Annotated in this window: 3 protein-coding genes; all 3 read left to right on the forward strand. The window is 56.4% G+C overall.

What is annotated here, in order from left to right; genetic code table 11:
* Window positions 1–297: 297 nt before the first annotated feature.
* The 3 genes from QZ305_RS11515 (at window position 298) to ileS (ending at window position 4533) form a co-directional block, all read left to right on the forward strand.
* Window positions 298–735, forward strand: a complete 438-nt coding sequence (locus QZ305_RS11515; RefSeq protein ID WP_294732130.1) for a cell division protein SepF — start codon at window positions 298–300, stop codon at window positions 733–735.
* Window positions 719–1546, forward strand: a complete 828-nt coding sequence (locus QZ305_RS11520) for a YlmH/Sll1252 family protein (protein ID WP_294732132.1) — start codon at window positions 719–721, stop codon at window positions 1544–1546. Before QZ305_RS11515 ends, QZ305_RS11520 begins: the two co-directional genes overlap by 17 nt.
* A 242-nt stretch (window positions 1547–1788) precedes the next feature.
* The gene (gene ileS, locus QZ305_RS11525) at window positions 1789–4533 is read left to right on the forward strand and encodes an isoleucine--tRNA ligase (RefSeq protein ID WP_294732135.1); all 2745 of its coding nucleotides are present in this window, start codon (window positions 1789–1791) and stop codon (window positions 4531–4533) included.
* The last annotated feature ends 175 nt before the right edge of the window (window positions 4534–4708 follow it).

Here is a 4708-nt window from a genome sequence, read left to right on the forward strand (position 1 = left end):
GTACGGTGGTGTGAGAGGGAGGGGCAGCACTAACCTGTTCCTCTCTACTCGATTGTCTGCAGACCCTCCGGCACAAAGCGGGAACCGGGTTCGGAAAGGGAAATCCCGGCTCAGTCAAAATCACATAATTTCACGCACCGTAAGCCGTGACAGAATGCGAAAGACGTGGGATACTTGTTTGTGCTTGCATGAGTCAAGGCCGGTTGTGATGACTTGCCCCAGGTTGGAACCCAGCCTGAATTGTGGTTGCCCTGTCCTTTGCGCATGCTATAATAGGTCCGATAGGGAGGTTTTCACATGGGATTCATGGATAAAGTCAAGGACTTCGTCGCTCCGGTGGATGACGACGATCAGGGATACGAACCGGAAACACCAAAGAAAAGTGAAGTTGAACCCGAACCCGCAAGCCGCTACGAACGTCCGGCTGCGCGCAAGACAGGTGCTTCTTCCTTAAATTCGAATACAAAAATGGTACTGTTCGAGCCCAGAAGCTTCAGCGAGGCCGAAGAGGTTGGACAGCGTCTGAAAGAAGGCCGTGCAGTGGTTGTCAACCTGCACAAGCTGGACCGGGAATACGCGCAGCGCACGATCGATTTCCTGACCGGCGTTGTGTTCGCTCTGGACGGCAAGATCCAGAAAATCGGTCAGAACGTCATCCTCTGCTCTCCGGCAGAAATCGGTGTACAGGGCACCATTTCTCTGGGCAGCCCGGATGATCTTGACGACGAAGAATAACACTGACAGCGGTCAGGATCTGTTTCTTTCCCGGCTGTATGATGCACTCGAGACATCATACCGTCAGGATCGGCCGGTCCTGACCGCTTTTCTGACTCCGGCACAGCAGGACATTGCCCGGGCACATCTGGAACACAGCGCCCATCTCACATTCTGGGGCGGTCATGAACAGGCAGAACGCTGTCAGCTGATCCTGTCCTCCAGAGAACCGGAAAGCCTGCAGCAGGTCAGAGAAGCCAGTGATGTGGTGTGCCTGCGGGCTGTGTTCAGCCGCAATGCCGTCCCTGTGAAACATCCCCAGGTTCTCGGTGCCCTGATGGCGCTGGGCATAGAACGGGAACAGACCGGAGACATCATCTGCACCGAAGAAGATGTCCATCTGTTCATCCGGGCGCATCTGGCGAACTACGTGGCAGCCGAACTGACCAAAGCCGGAAAAACATCCCTGAAATGGCAGCGGACAGACCAACCGGAGATCCGGACCAGCCTGCGGGAACCCCTGGAAATCATTGTCTCCAGCACCCGTCTGGACGCCGTGACAGCAGCACTGGCGCATTGTTCCCGCTCTGCAGCCGGGGAAAAAATCCGGGTCGGTGACATCAAAGTCAACGATGTAACGGTTGGCAAAAACAAAGTGCTGTGTGATAATGACCTAGTATCAATTCGCCGCTGCGGACGCTTCCGCCTCCTTTGTGTCCGGTCAAGGACAAAAAAGGACCGCCTGATTCTGCAGCTGGAACGTTATATCTGTGCAATGAAGAAGACGCGTCATGCAGGACACGCAGGCAGAAGAGAGCCTTCCGTCAGGTGAAAGGAAGGACCAGGCGGCCCGCATGGTATCACTTCTTGGCAGGAAGCCCGAACCTTCGGCAGTAAGGCCTCCCGGCCGGGACCGTTATCCCCGGAAAGTGCAGACTCGATTCACACGCGGCAGAAGGCTGCTGCCAGAACCGATCTGAACTAAGGTGGTACCGCGTGCAAGCGCCCTTAGACAGGGGCGCTTTTTTTGCGCCCGCATCAGAGAACGAAACAGAACTGGAAGGAGAATTCGAAATGGACTACAAAAGCACCCTGCACATGCCGAAAACCCGGTTTGAAATGCGCGGCAATCTGACAAAGAAAGAGCCGAAATTTCAGCAGCGCTGGGCGGACATGGGCCTCTTTGAAAAAATGCTGGAACGCCGGGAAGGCGCTGAACCCTGGACCCTGCACGATGGTCCTCCCTACGCCAACGGTGACATCCACCTGGGACATGCCCTGAACAAAATCCTGAAGGATGTCATCAACAAATCCCGGTACATGATGGGAAACAAAGTGCACTACATCCCCGGCTGGGACACCCACGGTCTGCCCATCGAGACCGCTGTCACGAAACTGGGCTATGACCGGAAGAAAATCGGCATTCCCGAATTCCGCCGGATCTGTCACGACTTCGCCCTGGAACAGGTGGAACGCCAGAAGAAAGGTTTCCTGGCCCTGGGCTCCATTGGCGATTACGACCACCCCTACATCACCCTGACACCGGACTTCGAAGCCCGGCAGATTGAAATCTTCGGAAAAATGGCTTCTGACGGCCTGATCTACCAGGGCCTGAAACCTGTCTACTGGTCTCCCTCCTCCGAATCTGCCCTGGCGGAAGCGGAAGTGGAGTACAAAGACGTCAAGAGTCCCACGATCTACGTGAAATTCGCCGTGAAGGACGGCCGCGGTGTGCTGGAAGAAGGCGACAGCATTGTCATCTGGACCACCACGCCCTGGACCATCCCCGGCAACCTGGGCATCTCCGTTCATCCCCGCTTTGACTATGCCGTGGTGAAAACCGCACAGGGCAACCTGGTGGTGCTGGCTGAACTGGTGGAAAAGCTCATGGAAGAATTCGGCATTGAAGACTATGAAGTTCTGCGCACGGTGAAGGGCAGAGACCTGGAGTTCATCACCACGCAGCACCCGCTGTATCCCGAACGGGAATCTCTGGTCATGACCGGCGAGCATGTCACCGCTGATTCCGGTACCGGTGCCGTTCATACCGCGCCGGGCTTTGGCATGGATGACTTCATGATCGGAAAACAGTACGGGCTGCCCATCTACGTCAACGTGGACGCCCAGGGCCGGCTCATGGAAGACACCGGCGAACGCCTGGCGGGTCTTTATGTGGAAGACGCCAACAAGGAAGTGGTGAAATGGCTGGATGAGCTGGGCGCTCTGCTGAAACTGCAGTTCATCACCCATTCCTACCCCCACGACTGGCGCACCAAGAAACCCATCATCTTCCGTGCCACCACCCAGTGGTTTGCCTCCATTGACAAGATCCGCCAGCCGCTGCTGGATCAGATTCACAGCATTCACTGGGTCCCTGCCTGGGGCGAAGGCCGCATGCACAACATGATCGCCGACCGGGGTGACTGGTGCATCTCCCGCCAGCGCGCCTGGGGTGTTCCCATTCCCATCATTTACGGTGAAGACGGTACCCCGCTCATGGACAAGGCAATCTTTGACCATGTAGCCGAACTCTTCCGGCAGCACGGCTCCAACATCTGGTTCGAACTGGATGCGAAGGATCTCGTGCCGGAAGGCTACACCAGCGAACATTCTCCCAACGGTCTCTTCACCAAGGAAACCGACACCATGGACGTCTGGTTCGATTCCGGCTCCAGCCACACCGGTGCCATGATCGAACGGGGCCTGGGCTATCCGGCGGATCTCTATTTCGAAGGATCCGACCAGTACCGCGGCTGGTTCAACTCCTCCCTGATCGTCGGCACCGCCGTCTACGGCGAAGCCCCCTACAGGGAAGTGCTCTCCCACGGCTTTGTCATGGACGAAAAAGGCGTGAAGATGTCCAAATCCCAGTGGAACGCCGTGGCTCCCGCCGAGATCACAAAAAAATACGGGGCTGATATCCTGCGTCTCTGGGCCGCCTCCGTGGACTACCAGGCAGATGTCTCCATGGGAGACAAGATCCTGAAGCAGATCGCCGAAAACTACCGGAAAGTCCGGAACACCTTCCGGTTCCTGCTGGCCAACCTGGACGACAACACCTTCACGAAAGCCGACCGCATTCCCTTTGACAAACTGCCTCTCCTGGATCAGTACATGCTGGTGCTGCTGAAGCAGGCAGAGGAAAAAGCGGAGAAAGCCTATCGGGAATACCGGTTCTCCGACGTGGTCACCAGTCTCACCAATCTGATGACCAACGAACTCTCCGCCTATTACCTGGACTACGCCAAGGACATTCTCTACATCGAGAGGAAAAACGATCCGGAACGCGGCGCCGTTCAGACCGTCCTGCATACCTATGCGGATATCCTTGTTCGCCTCTGGGCACCGATCCTGGCTCACACCGCCGAGGAAATCAATGACATCCTCCAGCTGGATGAAGAATCCATTCATCTGGCAGACTTTGAGACTGTGAAACTGGATGTGGATGAAGAGCAGATCCTGGCGGACATGAAACAGCTGCTGGCCGTACGCAAGGACGTCCTCAAGGCACTGGAAGAAAAACGGGCTGCCGGAGACATCAAGAAGTCTCTGGAAGCCGCGGTGAAACTTCACGTGGACCCGGAAACGAAGGCTCTCTTCGACAAATACATCCCGAAACCCGCACAGTGGCTCATCGTCTCCGACGCGCAGTTCACTGACGACGAACTCCCGCAGTATGAAGCCAGTCAGGTTCTGGTGGAAAAAGCCCCCGGACACGCCTGCCCCCGCTGCTGGAACTTCACCACAGCCGAACACGAAGACGGTCTCTGCGACCGGTGCGCGGCAATCGTGGCGGAAGAAACGGAACAGGCAGCCTGAGTATTCGGTTTTCCGAATGCCGATGCGGCTGCGCCTGGACAGGGCCTGAAATTCAGGATGCAACAGTCTCATCTGCATCAAAAGACGGTGGTTTTCACGAACGGAAAACTGCCGTCTTTCTGATGTGTACCGGGCATGGTGCACTTCTAGCTGGTGAAAGTCCAGCCACGATTAT

This window comes from uncultured Faecalibaculum sp. (assembly GCF_910588395.1).
Classification (GTDB): Bacteria; Bacillota_I; Bacilli_A; order Erysipelotrichales; family Erysipelotrichaceae; genus Faecalibaculum.

Coding starts and splice junctions, on each gene's coding strand:
- ileS (WP_294732135.1), top strand. CDS start 1,789: ATGGACTACAAAAGCACCCTGCACATGCCGAAAACCCGGTTTGAAATG.
- QZ305_RS11515 (WP_294732130.1), top strand. CDS start 298: ATGGGATTCATGGATAAAGTCAAGGACTTCGTCGCTCCGGTGGATGAC.